Source organism: Pseudomonas sp. NPDC098740 (genome assembly GCF_044760065.1).
Taxonomy (GTDB): domain Bacteria; phylum Pseudomonadota; class Gammaproteobacteria; order Pseudomonadales; family Pseudomonadaceae; genus Aquipseudomonas; species Aquipseudomonas rossensis.
In genome coordinates, this window is the sequence record NZ_JBIWAM010000018.1 from 1 (window position 1) to 15,399 (window position 15,399).

16 protein-coding genes are annotated in these 15,399 nt (G+C 60.3%); 8 read left to right on the forward strand and 8 right to left on the reverse strand.

The genetic code is table 11. The annotated features are described in order from the left end of the window. The first annotated feature begins 142 nt into the window (after window positions 1-142). The 3 genes from tag (at window position 143) to ACIQU2_RS20620 (ending at window position 1,975) form a co-directional block, all read left to right on the forward strand. A complete protein-coding gene (gene tag / locus ACIQU2_RS20610; protein ID WP_347805236.1) occupies window positions 143-700 on the forward strand; it encodes a DNA-3-methyladenine glycosylase I in 558 nt (185 codons plus the stop codon). 40 nt (window positions 701-740) lie between these two features. Beyond that, entirely contained in the window at window positions 741-1,628 is an 888-nt protein-coding gene (locus ACIQU2_RS20615; RefSeq protein ID WP_347805237.1) for a lysophospholipid acyltransferase, read from the forward strand. 107 nt (window positions 1,629-1,735) lie between these two features. After that, window positions 1,736-1,975: a PilZ domain-containing protein gene (locus ACIQU2_RS20620; RefSeq protein ID WP_347805238.1), complete on the forward strand. Its 240-nt coding sequence runs from the start codon at window positions 1,736-1,738 to the stop codon at window positions 1,973-1,975. Here the strand turns inward: ACIQU2_RS20620 and ACIQU2_RS20625 are convergent, their stop codons facing one another. The 5 genes from ACIQU2_RS20625 to def form a co-directional block, all read right to left on the reverse strand. Then, window positions 1,976-2,290: a tetratricopeptide repeat protein gene (locus tag ACIQU2_RS20625; RefSeq protein ID WP_056738491.1), complete on the reverse strand. Its 315-nt coding sequence runs from the start codon at window positions 2,288-2,290 to the stop codon at window positions 1,976-1,978. It lies immediately after the preceding gene. 174 nt (window positions 2,291-2,464) lie between these two features. Continuing rightward, window positions 2,465-3,838: a Trk system potassium transporter TrkA gene (gene trkA, locus ACIQU2_RS20630; RefSeq protein ID WP_347805239.1), complete on the reverse strand. Its 1,374-nt coding sequence runs from the start codon at window positions 3,836-3,838 to the stop codon at window positions 2,465-2,467. A 22-nt stretch (window positions 3,839-3,860) separates the two neighbouring features. Further along, a complete protein-coding gene (rsmB, locus tag ACIQU2_RS20635) occupies window positions 3,861-5,171 on the reverse strand; it encodes a 16S rRNA (cytosine(967)-C(5))-methyltransferase RsmB (RefSeq protein WP_347805240.1) in 1,311 nt (436 codons plus the stop codon). Next, the gene (fmt, locus tag ACIQU2_RS20640) at window positions 5,168-6,127 is read right to left on the reverse strand and encodes a methionyl-tRNA formyltransferase (protein WP_403143652.1); all 960 of its coding nucleotides are present in this window, start codon (window positions 6,125-6,127) and stop codon (window positions 5,168-5,170) included. The genes rsmB and fmt overlap by 4 nt, the downstream gene beginning before the upstream one ends. 57 nt (window positions 6,128-6,184) lie before the next feature. Beyond that, window positions 6,185-6,691 carry a peptide deformylase gene (gene def, locus ACIQU2_RS20645; RefSeq protein ID WP_027926190.1) on the reverse strand — a complete coding sequence of 169 codons (507 nt, stop codon included), beginning with the start codon at window positions 6,689-6,691 and terminating at the stop codon, window positions 6,185-6,187. Between the two features lie 172 nt (window positions 6,692-6,863). On the opposite strand from def, the gene ACIQU2_RS20650 reads away from it, so the two are divergent. From ACIQU2_RS20650 to ACIQU2_RS20660, 3 genes are all read left to right on the forward strand, one after another. After that, on the forward strand, window positions 6,864-7,889 hold the full coding sequence (locus ACIQU2_RS20650; RefSeq protein WP_403143654.1) for a LysM peptidoglycan-binding domain-containing protein: 1,026 nt from the start codon (window positions 6,864-6,866) through the stop codon (window positions 7,887-7,889). 79 nt (window positions 7,890-7,968) lie between these two features. Beyond that, window positions 7,969-9,069: a DNA-processing protein DprA gene (gene dprA, locus ACIQU2_RS20655; protein WP_403143656.1), complete on the forward strand. Its 1,101-nt coding sequence runs from the start codon at window positions 7,969-7,971 to the stop codon at window positions 9,067-9,069. 55 nt (window positions 9,070-9,124) lie between these two features. Continuing rightward, the gene (locus ACIQU2_RS20660; protein ID WP_056738480.1) at window positions 9,125-9,682 is read left to right on the forward strand and encodes an L-threonylcarbamoyladenylate synthase; all 558 of its coding nucleotides are present in this window, start codon (window positions 9,125-9,127) and stop codon (window positions 9,680-9,682) included. A 98-nt stretch (window positions 9,683-9,780) separates the two neighbouring features. On the opposite strand, the gene ACIQU2_RS20665 is transcribed toward ACIQU2_RS20660, so the two are convergent. Beyond that, a complete protein-coding gene (locus ACIQU2_RS20665; RefSeq protein ID WP_347806158.1) occupies window positions 9,781-10,758 on the reverse strand; it encodes an NADPH:quinone reductase in 978 nt (325 codons plus the stop codon). A 178-nt stretch (window positions 10,759-10,936) separates the two neighbouring features. Between ACIQU2_RS20665 and hemF the strand changes: the two genes are divergently transcribed. Together hemF and aroE are read left to right on the forward strand one after the other, a co-directional pair. Then, on the forward strand, window positions 10,937-11,851 hold the full coding sequence (gene hemF / locus ACIQU2_RS20670; RefSeq protein WP_149628589.1) for an oxygen-dependent coproporphyrinogen oxidase: 915 nt from the start codon (window positions 10,937-10,939) through the stop codon (window positions 11,849-11,851). Between the two features lie 13 nt (window positions 11,852-11,864). Further along, the gene (gene aroE, locus ACIQU2_RS20675; RefSeq protein ID WP_403143660.1) at window positions 11,865-12,686 is read left to right on the forward strand and encodes a shikimate dehydrogenase; all 822 of its coding nucleotides are present in this window, start codon (window positions 11,865-11,867) and stop codon (window positions 12,684-12,686) included. A gap of 81 nt (window positions 12,687-12,767) precedes the next feature. Here the strand turns inward: aroE and ACIQU2_RS20680 are convergent, their stop codons facing one another. Continuing rightward, window positions 12,768-14,336, reverse strand: coding sequence for a SulP family inorganic anion transporter (locus tag ACIQU2_RS20680; RefSeq protein WP_403143662.1), 1,569 nt, complete (start codon window positions 14,334-14,336; stop codon window positions 12,768-12,770). 141 nt (window positions 14,337-14,477) lie between these two features. Next, window positions 14,478-15,398: a choline ABC transporter substrate-binding protein gene (gene choX, locus ACIQU2_RS20685; protein WP_403143664.1), complete on the reverse strand. Its 921-nt coding sequence runs from the start codon at window positions 15,396-15,398 to the stop codon at window positions 14,478-14,480. Between the last annotated feature and the right edge of the window lies 1 nt (window position 15,399).

The window sequence follows — 15,399 nt, forward strand, 5'->3', positions numbered from 1 at the left end:
AGTGCGGGAGGGCGAGGATCAAGTCTTGGAAGGTACGCACGGCTGGCGTAGGCTGGCTCACGAAATTCACCTGTTTCTTGGGCTGCGATTTAAAGAGCGGGAGTATACCCGATTCGGTCCTGCGCACGCCCCCTGGAGCCTTATGCCACGCTGCTTTTGGTGTTCCGAAGATCCGCTGTACATGGCTTATCACGATCAGGAGTGGGGCACGCCGCTACACGATGCGCAGGGATTGTTCGAGTTGCTTTTGCTCGAAGGGTTCCAGGCCGGCCTTTCCTGGATCACCGTGCTGCGTAAACGTGAACGTTATCGCGAGGTGCTGTTCGGCTTTGACGTACAGCGCGTGGCGCAAATGAGCGACGCGGAAATCGATGAATTAATGCTCGATCCGGGCATCATTCGCAATCGCCTCAAACTCAATGCGGCCCGGCGCAATGCCCAGGCCTGGCTGGCGCTGGAGGATCCGGTGGAATTTCTCTGGTCCTTCGTCGACGGCATGCCTGTGATCAACCATTTCAAGGACCGCAGCGAAGTGCCGGCCGTGACGCCGACCGCCGTGGAGATGAGCAAAGGCCTGAAAAAGGCTGGTTTTACCTTCGTCGGCCCAACCATTTGCTACGCGCTGATGCAGGCCTCGGGCATGGTCATGGACCACACTCAGGATTGCGATCGCTACGCGGCGCTGGCGAATGGCGGTTAGAATAGCCGCCTCGCGCACAGCACAAGATCAGGAGTGACCTGTGGATAAGTTGAAAGGCGCCTTGCTGGTAGGCGCTCTGCGGCTGTTTGCCCTGCTCCCGTGGCGGGCAGTGCAGGCAGTGGGCTCGGCCATCGGCTGGGTGATGTGGAAAACCCCCAACCGTTCCCGCGATGTCGTGCGGATCAACCTCGCCAAGTGCTTCCCTGACATGGACGCGGCTGAACGGGAGCGACTGGTAGGCCAGAGCCTTAAAGACATCGGCAAGTCCCTGACCGAAAGTGCCTGCGCCTGGATCTGGCCGGCCCAGCGCTCCATCGACCTGGTGCGTGAAGTCGAAGGTCTCGACGTATTAAAGGACGCCCTCGCCTCCGGCAAAGGTGTCGTCGGCATCACCAGTCACCTGGGCAACTGGGAAGTGTTGAACCACTTCTATTGCAACCAGTGCAAACCGATCATCTTTTATCGTCCGCCAAAGCTGAAGGCTGTGGATGATTTGCTGCGCAAGCAACGGGTGCAATTGGGCAATCGGGTTGCCGCCTCCACCAAGGAAGGCATCCTCAGTGTTATCAAGGAAGTGCGCAAAGGTGGTGCAGTGGGCATTCCCGCTGACCCGGAACCGTCCGAATCCGCCGGGATTTTCGTGCCGTTCTTCGCCACTCAGGCCCTGACCAGCAAATTCGTACCGAACATGCTCGCGGGCGGCAAAGCGGTCGGCGTGTTCCTGCATGCCCTGCGGTTGCCGGACGGTTCGGGTTACAAAGTGATCCTGGAAGCCGCGCCAGAGGCCATGTACAGCACCGATACCGAAACGTCCTGCGCAGCCATGAGCCAGGTGGTCGAGCGCTATGTGCGGGCGTATCCGAGCCAGTACATGTGGAGCATGAAGCGCTTCAAGAAGCGTCCGCCGGGTGAAGAACGCTGGTACTGAGTTGATTGGCATGATCTGTGGTTAATTTGTAGGAGCTGCCGAAGGCTGCGATATTTTGATCTTGCGCTTCAGGTTATCCACAACCCGTTCACCCAAGGACGCAAAAGATGTCCGAACAGCGCAAATCGTTTCGCATCAAGATCATTCACGAAAGCTTCGGCGAATGCTTCGGTCAGACCCGTAACCTTTCGACCACGGGCGTCTACGTCAAGCATCCGGCCTTGTCGGCGCTGCCCAAGGGCGCGGTGGTTTACGGTCAGGTGCAGGACTTACCCACAGGCGCGCCACGGGTGCGCATGGAAGTGGTGTTGGTGGATGCCGAGGGCATTGGCCTGCGATACCTCTGATCAGTGAGCCTGACGCTCAAGCTTCTTCAGAAACACGGTCATTTCCTTTTCGGCCTGCTTGTCGCCATGGGCGCGAGCGGCCTCCAGGCCCTGTTCCCACGCCTGACGTGCGGATGCGAAATCCTTCAGCCCCAGATGGGCCTTGCCCAATAGCTTCCAGGCCGCTGAATACTTCGGATCAAATTCGACGCAACGCTGGAAATGCTCGGCGGCCTTGGCGTTTTCCCCAAGATCCAGATAACCCTTGCCCAGCCCGAAGCGCAGCAACGAGTTATCCACACCCTTGGCGAGCATTTTTTCCAGGGATTCGATCATGGTGGATTCCTTATTGAAGATATTCAGGGATGCCTGTGTGTTTTTGAGATCGCTTCGCGGGCAAGCCCGCTCCCACAGGAATCTCGGCCGTACACAAGATATGTGTTCACTGCAAAATACTGTGGGAGCGGGCTTGCCCGCGAAGAGGCCAGTCCAGGCGCCACAAATCATGGATCAGAAGAAGCTGAGTCCCACATGGAACAGCTTTTCCACATCCCGAATATGCTTTTTATCCACAAGGAACAGAATCACATGGTCGCCGGCCGCGATCACCGTGTCGTCGTGGGCAATGATCACCTCTTCGTCGCGGATGATTGCGCCGATGGTGGTGCCCGGCGGCAGGCCAATGTTCTCAATGGACTTGCCGATGACCTTACTCGACTTCTCATCACCGTGGGCAATTGCCTCGATGGCCTCCGCCGCGCCCCGGCGCAATGAGTGCACGCTGACGATATCGCCGCGACGCACGTGCGCCAGCAAGGTGCCGATGGTCGCCAATTGCGGGCTGATCGCGATGTCGATGTCGCCGCCCTGAATCAAGTCGACGTAGGCCGGGTTGTTGATGATCGTCATCACCTTCTTCGCACCCAGGCGCTTGGCCAGCAGCGACGACATGATGTTGGCTTCGTCGTCGTTGGTCAGGGCCAGGAAAAGGTCGGCGTCGGCGATGTTCTCTTCCAGCAGCAGATCCCGATCCGAAGCGCTGCCCTGCAGTACCACGGTGCTGTCGAGGGTGTCCGAAAGATGACGGCAGCGCGCCGGGTTCATCTCGATGATCTTCACTTGGTAACGGCTTTCGATGGCCTCGGCGAGACGCTCACCGATCTGCCCGCCGCCAGCGATGACGATGCGTTTGTAGCTCTCATCGAGGCGGCGCATTTCGCTCATCACCGCGCGAATATTCGCCTTGGCGGCGATGAAAAAGACTTCGTCATCTGCCTCGATCACTGTATCGCCCTGCGGCAGGATCGGCCGATCACGACGGAAAATCGCCGCGACGCGGGTTTCGACATTCGGCATGTGCTCACGCAACTGACGCAGTTGCTGACCCACCAGCGGGCCGCCGTAGTACGCCTTGACCGCCACCAATTGGGCTTTGCCTTCGGCGAAGTCGATCACCTGCAAGGCGCCCGGATGCTGGATCAGGCGTTTGATGTAATTGGTGACCACTTGTTCCGGGCTGATCAGCACGTCCACCGGAATCGCTTCGTTGTCGAACAACTCGGAGCGAGTCAGGTACGCGGCTTCGCGAACCCGGGCGATCTTGGTCGGGGTGTGAAACAGGGTGTGGGCAACCTGGCAGGCCACCATGTTGGTTTCATCGCTGTTGGTCACCGCCACCAGCATGTCGGCGTCGTCCGCGCCGGCCTGGCGCAGCACCGTCGGCAGTGAGCCGCGCCCCTGCACGGTGCGGATGTCCAGCCGATCGCCAAGGTCGCGCAGGCGTTCGCCGTTGGTGTCGACCACAGTGATGTCATTGGCCTCGCTGGCCAAGTGTTCTGCCAGCGAACCGCCGACCTGCCCTGCGCCGAGGATGATGATTTTCATCCAGTCACTCCCTTAAAACCCATTAACCGCGCGCGGCGGCGATCTTGATCAGCTTGGCGTAGTAGAACCCGTCGTGGCCGCCGTCCTGGGCCAGCAATTGGCGACCGTGAGGTTGCTTGATGCCGGCTTGAGTCGCGAGGTCCAGTTCACGGGCGCCCGGCGTGCGAGCGAGGAAGGCTTCGATTACTTCGGTGTTTTCGGTTGGCAGCGTGGAGCAGGTTGCGTAAAGCAGGATGCCGCCGACCTCCAAAGTTATCCACATGGCGTCGAGTAGCTCACCTTGCAGCACCGCTAGAGCAGCGATGTCGTCCGGTTGGCGGGTCAGCTTGATGTCGGGATGACGACGAATCACACCGGTGGCCGAGCATGGCGCGTCCAGCAGAATGCGCTGGAACGGCTTGCCGTCCCACCAGGTGGTGGTGTCGCGGCCGTCGGCGGCGATCAGTTCGGCGCTCAGGCCCAGGCGTGCGAGGTTTTCCCGCACTCGCACCAAACGCTTGGCTTCCAGGTCCACCGCTACCACGCCGGCGAGTGCCGGCTCGGCTTCAAGGATGTGGCAGGTCTTGCCGCCCGGTGCGCAGCAGGCGTCCAGCACCCGTTGGCCCGGTGCCAGGTCGAGCAGATCGGCGGCCAGTTGCGCGGCTTCGTCCTGCACGCTGATCCAGCCTTCGGCGAAACCCGGCAAGCTGCGCACGTCGGCAGCGGCTTCGAGAATGATGCCGTCCTGACTGTAAACACACGGCGTGGCGGCGATGCCGGCGTCGGTCAGCAACCCGAGATAAGCATCACGGCTGTGATGACGACGGTTGACCCGCAGGATCATCGGCGGATGCGCGTTGTTCGCCGCACAAATGGCTTCCCACTGCTCAGGCCAGAAAGCCTTCAGGGATTTTTGCAGCCAGCGTGGGTGGGCAGTGCGCACCACAGGATCGTGTTCCAGTTCGGCCAGCAGTGCTTCGCTTTCACGCTGGGCGCGGCGCAGCACGGCGTTGAGCAAGGCCTTGGCCCAGGGCTTTTTCAGCTTGTCGGCGCAACCCACGGTTTCACCGATGGCGGCATGGGCGGGAACCCGTGTGTAGAGCAACTGGTAGAGACCGACCAGCAACAGCGCTTCGACATCGGCGTCGGCTGCCTTGAACGGCTTCTGCAGCAACTTGGCCGCCAACGCCGACAAACGCGGCTGCCAGCGAGCGGTGCCGAACGCCAGGTCCTGAGTGAAGCCGCGGTCACGGTCTTCGACCTTGTCCATCTGTGTCGGCAGGGAACTGTTGAGTGAGGCTTTTCCGTTAAGAACAGCAGCCAGTGCCTTGGCGGCGGCCAGACGTGGATTCATTGAGCGTCCGCCGCTTGACCGAGGACGGTGCCGACAGCGAATTTCTCACGACGGCTGTTGAACAAGTCGATGAAGTTCAGCGCCTTGCCACCGGGCAATTGCAGACGAGTCAGACACAGGGCTTGCTCACCGCAGGCGACGATCAAACCATCCTTGCTGGCGCTGAGGATTTCACCGGGAACACCCTGCCCTTCAGCGAGGCTGGCGGCCAGCACCTTCAATGCTTCGCCATTCAGCGTGCTGTGGCAGATCGGCCATGGATTGAAGGCGCGGACCAGACGTTCCAGCTCAACCGCCGGGCGGCTCCAGTCAATGCGCGCTTCATCTTTGTTCAATTTGTGAGCATAAGTGGCGAGGCTGTCGTCCTGCACTTCGCCTTCCAAAGTGCCCGCAGCGAGGCCGGCAATCGCCTGAATCACGGCTGGCGGGCCCATTTCGGCCAGACGGTCGTGGAGGCTGCCGCCGGTGTCTTCACCGGTTATCGGCGTGGTGACTTTCAGCAGCATCGGTCCGGTGTCGAGGCCCAGTTCCATGCGCATGACGGTCACACCGCTTTCGCTGTCGCCCGCTTCGACGGCGCGCTGGATCGGCGCCGCACCGCGCCAGCGTGGCAGCAAGGAGGCGTGGCTGTTGATGCAGCCCAAACGCGGAATATCCAGCACCACTTGCGGCAGGATCAGGCCGTAGGCGACCACCACCAGCAAGTCCGGCTTGAGCGCGGCCAGTTCAGCCTGAGCGTCTTCGTTGCGCAGCGTCGGCGGTTGCAACACAGGAATGTTGTTTTCCAGAGCCAACTGCTTGACCGGACTTGGCATCAACTTTTGCCCGCGACCCGCCGGACGGTCCGGTTGGGTGTAGACGGCGACGATCTCGTAAGGGCTGTCGAGCAGGGCCCTGAGGTGTTCGGCGGCGAATTCCGGGGTGCCGGCAAAGACGATGCGCAGTGGCTCAGTCATTCAAAAGGTCTCGCAAAAGAAAAAGGCTTGCCGCAGCAAGCCTTTGAAAGGAGGGCATCAAGCGTTCTGGCGATGGAGCTTTTCCAGTTTCTTCTTGATTCGGTCGCGTTTGAGACTGGACAGGTAGTCGACGAACAATTTGCCGTTCAGGTGGTCGCATTCATGCTGGATGCACACGGCGAGCAGGCCTTCGGCGATCAGTTCGTAAGGCTGGCCGTCGCGGTCCAGGGCCTTGATTTTGACCTTCTGTGGGCGATCGACGTTTTCGTAGAAGCCCGGCACCGAGAGGCAGCCTTCCTGATATTGCTCCATCTCGTCGGTCAGGGTTTCGAACTCGGGGTTGATGAACACCCGTGGTTCGCTGCGGTCTTCGGAGAGGTCCATCACGACGATACGTTTGTGCACGTTGACCTGGGTCGCGGCGAGGCCGATGCCTGGCGCTTCATACATTGTTTCAAACATGTCATCGACCAACTGACGCACTTCGTCGTCCACTACGGCCACTGGTTTGGCGATAGTGCGCAGGCGCGAATCGGGGAATTCGAGGATGTCTAAAATGGCCATAAGCTTAATTGCTGCACATGTGAGGTAATGTCGGGTCGATGGCCTGGCGGGTCCGAAGATGCAGGCTACCGTTGTAAAACGTAGCTTCCTTCTCTTTTTGGTAAAGAGTCGGGAGCGAGCCACGAGGGCTCTGGCGTTCTACGCGAATGCACATAATAAAGGGATTCACCGCATGAGGAAATCACTACTCGCCTTGCTCCTTCTGGCCTCGGCCGGTTTGGCGCACGGGCAAGTGCAACTCAGGGAAGGTTTTCCACAGCAATACACCGTGGTATCGGGTGACACACTCTGGGACATATCGGGGAAATTCCTTCGTGATCCGTGGAAATGGCCGGAACTCTGGCAGGCCAATCCACAGATCGAAAACCCCAATCTCATCTACCCCGGCGACTCGCTGTCGCTGGTCTACGTCAATGGGCAGCCACGCCTGACCCTCAACCGTGGCGCTTCCCGGGGCACCATCAAGCTGTCGCCACGCATCCGCAGCAGCCCGGTCGCCGATGCGATCCCGAGCATTCCGCTGCAATCGATCAACAGCTTTCTGCTGAGCAACCGCATCGTCGACAAGGTCGAGGACTTCGACAAGGCGCCTTATATCGTCGCCGGCGATGCCGAACGCGTGCTCAGTGGCACCGGTGACCGAATCTTTGCTCGCGGCCACTTCGACCCGGCCCAGCCGGTTTACGGCATCTTCCGTCAGGGCAAGGTCTACACCGATCCGGTCAGTAAAGAATTTTTGGGGATCAATGCCGACGACATCGGCAGCGGCGAGATTGTGGCCACCGAAGGCGACGTCGCCACCCTGGCACTGCAACGCACCACTCAGGAAGTCCGCCTCGGCGACCGCTTGTTCAGCGGTGAAGAGCGCTCCATCAACTCGACCTTCATGCCCAGTGCGCCAAAAACCGAGATCAACGGGTTGATCATCGACGTGCCGCGCGGGGTTACCCAAATTGGCGCGCTGGATGTGGTCACGCTGAACAAAGGCCAGCGCGATGGCTTGGCCGAAGGCAACGTGTTGGTGGTGATGAAAACCGGCGAAACCGTGCGTGACCGGATTACCGGTCAGCCATTGAAAATCCCGGATGAACGCGCCGGTTTGCTGATGGTTTTCCGCACCTACGACAAGCTCAGCTACGGGTTGGTGCTCAATGCATCACGCTCCCTGGCGGTGCTGGACAAGGTGCGAAATCCTTAACAGGCTCTACAAGTTACCAACAGAGTTATCCACAGCTTATTCCCGTTTGAACGGGGCTCATAACGATCAAGGATGATCCATGTCGCTGTCTGCTTTTGCACCGGTTTCCCCTGCGGAACTGGAAGCTCGTTTACGTTTGCATCGCCTGCCGGAACTCGGTCCTGCGCGTTTCAAGAAATTGCTTGAGGCCTTCGGCTCGGCGTCCAAGGCTATCAGCGCGCCGGCCAGTGCCTGGCGTTCACTGGGTTTGCCACTCGCTTGCGCGGAGGCCAGGCGCTCCAGTGAAATCCGTGATGGCGCGAGCCATGCATTGGCCTGGTTAGAGCGTCCGGGCCAGCATTTACTGATGTGGGACCAATCTGACTACCCGGCACTGCTGGCGGAAATCAGTGATGCGCCGCCATTGTTATTCGTGGCGGGCAATCCTGGCATTCTGGAAAAACCGCAGCTGGCGATGGTCGGCAGCCGTCGCGCTTCGCGGCCGGGCATGGACACTGCAGCCGCCTTTTCCCGCAGTCTGGCCGGCGCCGGTTTTGTCATTACCAGCGGTTTGGCGCTGGGCATTGATGCCGCCGCCCATCAAGCCGCTTTGGACGTGGGCGGGCGAACGGTCGGTGTACTTGGCACGGGACTTGAAAAGTTTTATCCACAGCGTAATCGACGACTGGCAGACGCGATGATCGCCTCGGGTAGCGCAGTGCTTTCGGAGTTCCCGCTGGACACCGGGCCGACCGCCAGTAACTTCCCCCGGCGCAATCGGATCATCAGCGGTTTATCCCTGGGCGTGCTGGTGGTTGAGGCGAGTGTCGCCAGCGGTTCGTTGATCACCGCGAGGCTGGCGGCGGAACAAGGGCGCGAGGTGTATGCGATTCCAGGGTCGATCCACCACCCTGGTGCAAAGGGTTGTCATCAACTGATCCGCGACGGCGCAGTGCTGGTGGAAACCATCGAGCATATCCTCGAAGCGTTGCGCGGCTGGCAGCAGTTGCCGTTATCCACAGCGACACCATCGGTGACACATCCGTTGCTCATGCTGCTGCATGCCGCGCCCCACACCAGTGAAGCGTTGTCCGTCACCAGCGGTTGGGCCTTGCCCAAAGTGCTGGCAGCGCTGACGGAACTGGAAATGGACGGCCGTGCGGTCTGCGAAAGCGGGCGCTGGTTTGCGCGGGTGAGCTAGGTTTTATAAGGAAGATCGGTAAACTGCGCAGAGCCTTATTCCGGAGTGTTTTTTCATGGTCAACAGTTGGCGTGTGCAACAAGCCGCACGAGCCATTCGCGCAGGCGCGGTGATTGCCTACCCAACCGAAGCGGTCTGGGGCCTGGGTTGCGACCCGTGGGACGAAGAGGCGGTCTATCGTCTGCTGGCGATCAAGGGTCGGTCGGTGGAAAAAGGGTTGATTCTGGTGGCCGACAACATTCGCCAGTTCGACTTCCTCTTCGAAGACTTTCCTGAATTGTGGATGGATCGCATGGCCAGCACCTGGCCAGGGCCGAACACCTGGCTGGTGCCGCATCAGAATATGTTGCCGCAGTGGATTACCGGCGTGCATGAAACGGTGGCGCTGCGGGTCAGCGATCACCCGTTGGTGCGGGATTTGTGCGCGGTGGTCGGGCCGTTGGTTTCAACGTCGGCCAACCCGCAGGGCCAACCGGCGGCGCGGACGCGGATTCGCGTCGAGCAGTATTTCCGTGGGCAGGTGGATTACGTGTTGGGTGGGAATCTGGGTGGGCGCAAGAATCCGAGCGTGATTCGCGATCTCGCCACCGGCCACGTTGTGCGCCCGGACTAGGACCGCGTCATCGTTCATCGCGAGCAAGCTCGCTCCCACATTGGTTAGGTGTCGATCACAAATACCCTGTGGGAGCGAGCCTGCTCGCGAAGAGGCCCTTAAGGCAACAACACTGTCGAACCCGTCGTGCGTCGCGCCGACAACTCGGTCTGCGCCTTCGCCGCTTCGGCCAATGGATACTTCTGGCTGATGTCCACCTTCAGCTTGCCGCTGATGATCATCTCGAACAATTCATCCGCCATGCGTTGCAGGTTTTCAGCATTGTTGGCGTAAGTCGCGAGGGTAGGCCGGGTCACGTACAACGAACCCTTCGCCGACAGAATTCCCAGGTTCACCCCGTCTACCGCACCCGACGCATTGCCGAAGCTCACCACCAGACCGCGAGGCGCCGCGCTATCAAGCGAAGTCAGCCAAGTATCCTTGCCCACGCCGTCGTACACCACCGGGACTTTTTTGCCGTCGGTCAATTCCAGTACGCGCTGTGCGACGTTTTCATGACTGTAATCGATGGTCGCCCAAGCGCCGTTGGCCTTTGCCAGTGCGGCTTTCTCCGGTGAGCTGACCGTGCCGATCAACTTCACACCCAAGGCCTTGGCCCACTGGCAGGCCAGGGAACCGACGCCACCCGCGGCAGCGTGGAACAGGATGGTTTCGCCACCTTTGAGTTCATAAGTCTGACGCAACAGGTACTGCACGGTCAGGCCCTTGAGCATTACGCCGGCGGCCTGTTCGAAGCTGATCGCGTCCGGCAGAAGGACCAGGTTGGCTTCCGGCAGCGCGTGAACGTCGCTGTAGGCGCCCAATGGACCGCTGCCATACGCCACGCGATCACCGACCTTGAACCGGGTCACTTCACTGCCCACCGCCTCGACCACGCCCGCGCCTTCCGAGCCCACGCCCGATGGCAGGGCTGGCGGCGCATAGAGACCGCTGCGGTAATAGGTGTCGATGAAATTCAGGCCGATGGCCTTGTTGGTGACGCGAACCTGCTGCGGGCCGGGTTCGGCGGGTTGGTAATCGACATACTCGAGTACTTCAGGGCCGCCATGGGCGCGGAACTGGATACGCTTTGCCATCAGAACTCTCCTTAGGTCTTAGTTACTAGAGTTGTAGCGCGAAGCTCCCTATCGGACTCCGAAGCTTGATCTTCGTCAACTGCGGCAGGCCCATCTGCGATGTTATGCTACGCGCCCATTTGCGCCGGCCCCGCTCCCATGGAGCGCCGCGTAGCTTTGCCCGATTCAAGGTGATGACATGACGACCCGCACCGAGGCCGTAAAAGCCTACCTGCTCGACCTGCAAGACCGCATTTGCGCGGCCCTCGAAGCTGAAGACGGCGGCACGCAGTTCGTCGAAGACGCCTGGACCCGGCCTGCCGGCGGTGGCGGTCGCACCCGGGTGATCGAAAACGGCGCGGTCATCGAAAAGGGTGGCGTCAACTTTTCCCACGTCTTCGGCAGCGGTCTCCCACCGTCCGCCAGCGCTCATCGGCCAGAGCTGGCCGGTCGTGGCTTCGAAGCCCTCGGCGTGTCGCTGGTCATTCACCCGCACAACCCGCATGTGCCGACGTCCCACGCCAACGTGCGCTTTTTCATCGCTGAAAAAGAAGGCGAAGAACCGGTCTGGTGGTTCGGCGGTGGTTTTGATCTGACGCCTTATTACGGCAATGAAGAAGATTGTGTGCACTGGCACCGCGTCGCCGAACAGGCCTGCGCGCCGTTCGGTCCGGATGTTTACTCGCGTTACAAGGCCTGGTGCGACAGCTACTTCCACATCAAGCATCGCCACGAGCCGCGCGGCATCGGTGGCCTGTTCTTTGATGACTTGAACGAATGGGACTTCGACACCAGTTTCGCCTTCATGCGTGCCATCGGTGACGCGTTCATCGACGCCTACCTACCGATCGTGCAGCGCCGCAAAAATGATGCGTTTACTGCCAAACAGCGTGAGTTCCAGGAATTCCGCCGTGGGCGCTACGTTGAATTCAACCTGGTCTACGACCGCGGTACGCTGTTCGGTCTGCAATCGGGCGGGCGTACCGAGTCGATCCTGATGTCCCTGCCACCGCAAGTACGCTGGGGCTACGACTGGAAAGCCGAGCCGGGCAGCGAAGAAGCACGGCTGACCGAGTACTTCCTGCAAGACCGCGATTGGTTGGCCAAGGCCTGAACGAGGAATTCTGATGGACCGTTACGTCGTATTCGGTAACCCGATTGGCCACAGCAAGTCGCCGCTGATCCACCGTCTGTTCGCTGAGCAGACGGCTCAAAAACTTGACTACAGCACGTTGCTGGCGCCCCTCGACGATTTTTCCACCTGCGCCCGGACGTTTTTCCTCGAAGGTCGGGGGGCGAATGTGACGGTGCCGTTCAAGGAGGAGGCCTATCGTCTGGCGAACAGTCTGACGGCGCGGGCGCAGCGGGCTGGTGCGGTGAACACCCTGAGCAAACTGGCCGATGGCAGCCTGTTGGGCGACAACACCGATGGCGCCGGTCTGGTGCGGGACCTGACGGTCAACGCCGGTTTCAGCCTCAAGGGCAAACGCATCCTGTTGCTCGGTGCTGGCGGCGCGGTGCGCGGTGCGCTGGAGCCGTTGCTGGCTGAGCAACCCGCTTCGGTAGTCATCGCCAACCGCACGGTGGAAAAAGCCGAACTGTTGGCTGAGTTGTTCGCGGATCTGGGGCCGGTGTCGGCCAGTGGTTTCGATTGGTTGAAGGAATCGGTGGACCTGATCATCAACGCGACGTCCGCCAGTCTGTCAGGGGATGTACCGCCGATTGCCAGCAGTTTGATCGAGTCGGGCAAAACGGTGTGCTACGACATGATGTACGGCAAGGAGCCGACCTCGTTCTGTCGTTGGGCCACTGAACATGGCGCGGCGGTGTCGATGGATGGTTTGGGGATGCTGGCTGAACAGGCAGCCGAAGCCTTCTATCTGTGGCGCGGTGTGCGTCCGGATACGGCGCCAGTGTTGGCCGAACTTCGCCGACAGTTGGCCCTTTAAAGTCAAAAGATCGCAGCCTGCGGCAGCTCCTACATGGGATAGGCGTTCACTCTGTAGGAGCTGCCGCAGGCTGCGATCTTTTTAGTCTTCGAAACGGATCGGGCATTTCTCCGCGCCTTCAAGCTTGCGCAACTCTTCCACCACCTGCGGCCGCGCGCGCCGCAGGGTCAGGCTGCGATCTTGCCGCAGCAGCCGCCGCGCTTCCTGGTGCAGCATTTCCACGCCTGAATAGTCAATGAAGTTGATCTGCTGCGCTTCGATCACCACGCGCGCGCCGTGCATCCGTTGCAGGCTTACTTGCAGGTAATGGCTGGCGCCGAAAAAGATCGAACCACCAACCCGCAGAATGTCTTCATCCCCATCCCGCCAATGCTGAACCCGCGGTTGCGAGGTGCGTTTGAGGTAGAAGAACAGCGAAGCCAGCACCCCAGCGTAAATCGCGGTCTGCAATTCCAGCAGCAGCGTGGCGACACAGGTCAGCGCCATGACCAGGAACTCGGCGCGGCTGACCCGCAACAACGCTCGAATACCGCGATGATCCACCAGCCCCCAGGCGATCAACAGAATGCTGCCGGCCATGGCCGGGATCGGAATGTGCGCGATCAAATTCGCGCCGAAGATAGCGAACAGCGCCACCCACACCGCCGAAAAAACACCGGCCATCGGCGAGCAGGCACCCGCTTCGTAGCTCAGGCCCGAGCGGGTGAATGAGCCGGCTGACAGCGATCCGGAAAAAAACGCACCGACCATGTTCGATAAACCCTGGGCGCGGACCTCTTGGTTGGCGTCGAGCAACTGCTGGGAGCGGGCCGACAAGGATCGGGCAATCGACAGACTGGTGACCAGCCCGAGCATGCCCACCGCTACCGCGCTGGGTAGCAAGCGCAGAATCAGATCAAGATCCAGCGGCAGCGGGCTGAAGGGCGGCAGCCGCCCGACAAACGCGCTGACCAACTTCACATGGCCGAACATCGATGGCCAAAGCCAGACCAGCAATCCGCTCAGCGCCAGGGCGATCAACAGCGTCGGCCAGCGCGGCAGGAGCAATTTGAGGATCACGCCCACGACGACCGTCGCCAGGCCCAGCATTAGCGACGGTTTATCCACAGCGCCGAGATGACTCAACAGCATCATCAAGCTGTTCAGCGCCGTCGCTTGGTTGGGCAATTCCAGCCCCAACAGATTCGGCAGTTGACCAATGGCAATCACCACCGCCGCGCCGAGGGTGAAACCCAGCACTACCGAGTGCGAGACGAAATTCACCAGGGCGCCGAAGCGCAGCAAACCGAGCAGCCACTGGAAAATGCCGGCAAGCAGCGTCAGCAACAGGATCAGGGTGACGTAGTCCTCTGACGCAGGAACGGCCAGGGGACTGACGCTGGCGTACAAGACAATAGAAATCGCCGCCGTAGGACCGCAGATCAAGTGCCACGAAGAACCCCAGAGACACGCGATCAGCACCGGAATAATCGCCGCGTACAGACCGTATTCAGGTGGGAGACCGGCGATCAGTGCGTAGGCAATGGATTGCGGCAGCGCGAGAATCGCGCCGCTGAGGCCGACGATCAGATCGCGACCGACGCTGGCGCGGGTTTGCCGGGGCATCCAGCTGAGAAAGGGGAAGAGCGAATGGCGGCTTGGGAAGGCCATGGGTCCTCTCGGGTGGGATTTTGGCGCAAGAGTAGCAGGACAGACACCTGTGGGAGCGAGCTTGCTCGCGATGTGGGCCTGTCAGTCACTCTAATGTTGAATGACACGCCGCTATCGCGAGCAAGCTCGCTCCCACAGGGTTCAGAGTTTGGCTTTTACTGCCGGTAACGCATCTTTCCCATCCACGGTCTTCACCCCGTCCAGCCACTTATCCAGCACAGCCGGATTAGCCTTGATCCATGCCTTGGCCGCATCAGCATTGCTGACCTTCTTGTTCACCACCTCGGCCATGATGCTGTTCTCCATTTCCTGGGTGAAACTCAGGTTGGTGAGCAGTTTGCCGACGTTCGGACAGGCCTGTGCATAACCTTTGCGGGTCAGGGTGTGAACACTGCCGGTGTCGCCGAAGTACTTCTCGCCGCCCTTCAGGTAATGCATTTTCAGTTGCACGTTCATCGGGTGCGGGGTCCAGCCGAGGAACGTCACGAACTTCTGTTTTTTCACCGCGCGAGACACTTCCGCCAGCATTGCCTGCTCGCTGGACTCGACCAGTTTCCACTGGCCCATGTCGAAGTCGTTCTTCTTGATGATTTCCTGCAACGAGATGTTGGCGGGAGCGCCGGAGCCGATGCCGTAGATCTTCTTGTCGAACTTGTCGGCGTATTTGTTCAGGTCGGCAAAGTTATGCACACCCGCGTCCCAGACGTAATCCGGGACGGCGAGCGTGAATTCGGTGCCATCCAGGTTCTTCGCCAGTTGAGTGACATCGCCGGTGGCCACGAACTTGTCGTAGAAGCCCTGTTGTGCCGGCATCCAGTTACCGAGAAACACATCGACCTGGCCATCTTTCAAGCCGCCAAAGGTGATCGGCACTGCAAGCGTGTCGACCTTGGCCTTGTAGCCCATGCCGTCCAGCAGAAACCCGGTGATGGCGTTGGTCGCGGCAATGTCGCTCCAGCCAGGGTCGGCCATTTTCACCGTCTCGCAACTCTGATCGGCATACGCCGACGCACTGCCCAGAGCCAGAAGCCCGACCGTCATTGCTGTGGATAACCTACGCATG